This is a genomic window from Cellulomonas biazotea (assembly GCF_004306155.1).
In the GTDB taxonomy this organism is placed as follows: Bacteria; Actinomycetota; Actinomycetes; order Actinomycetales; family Cellulomonadaceae; genus Cellulomonas; species Cellulomonas biazotea.
Genome location: NZ_BIMR01000454.1, coordinates 1 through 887 on the forward strand (window position 1 = coordinate 1; position 887 = coordinate 887).

1 pseudogene is annotated in these 887 nt (G+C 79.6%); it reads left to right on the forward strand.

The window, feature by feature from the left end:
• Positions 1–887 (forward strand): annotated as a pseudogene (locus CBZ_RS21235) (hypothetical protein); the annotation flags it as partial.

Here is an 887-nt window from a genome sequence, read left to right on the forward strand (position 1 = left end):
GCGCAGTGCCGGGTGCTGCAGTCGCGCCGCGACCCGGGGGCGCTCGCACGGACGCACCGGGCGGTCGCCGAGCACCGGCGCGACACGGACTGGGCGGGTGCGGTCCGGCACGCGTGCGCCGCGGGCGACGGTGCGCTCGCGGTCGACGTCCTGCGCGCGCACTGGCCGGAGGTGCTCGTCGCGGGCGACACCGCGCTGCTGCGTCGGCTGTGCGCGCTGGTCGTCGGCCAGGGGCGCCGGGACGCGTGGGTGCTGCTCGCGCAGGCGGCGGCGGACGTGCTGGACGGCCGGGGCGACGTGGCGGTGTTCCCGCAGGTGCGTCGCGCGGTCGAGTCGTGGGGTGCGGACGACGACGTGCTCGCGCGTGTGCTGACGTCCGCGCTGCGCGCCGTCCCCGAGGAGGTCGCGGCCGCAGGCGTCACCTCGTCCGCCGGCGCGACAGTCGCGGGCGGTGCCGACGGACAGGGCGTGGACGACGCGTCGGACGCCTCGGCGGGCGGCACGGACGCGGCCGACCCCCAGGAGGCGGTGGTCGCGGACCTCGAGGCCGACGACGTCGACCCCCGGACCCGCGCGCTCGCGCTCTACCTGGTCGGCCGCACGCAGGCCCACGCGGGCGGCGATCCCGCGGACGCCGCGGCGCACCTGGTGCACGGCGCAGCCGTCGCGGACGCGTCCGGCCTGCCGACCGTCGCCGCCGCGTGCCGCGCCGAGCACGCGCTGCTGCTGGCGGACACCGACGACCTCGCGGTCGCCGACGCGACGGCCACGGACGTCCTCGAGCAGGGCGTCGGCGGGTCCGCGGTCCTCGCGCCCGCGCACCTGGCCCGGGGCGTCGTCGCGTACTGGCAGGACCGGTTGGCCGACGCGTGCGGGCACCTCGAGGA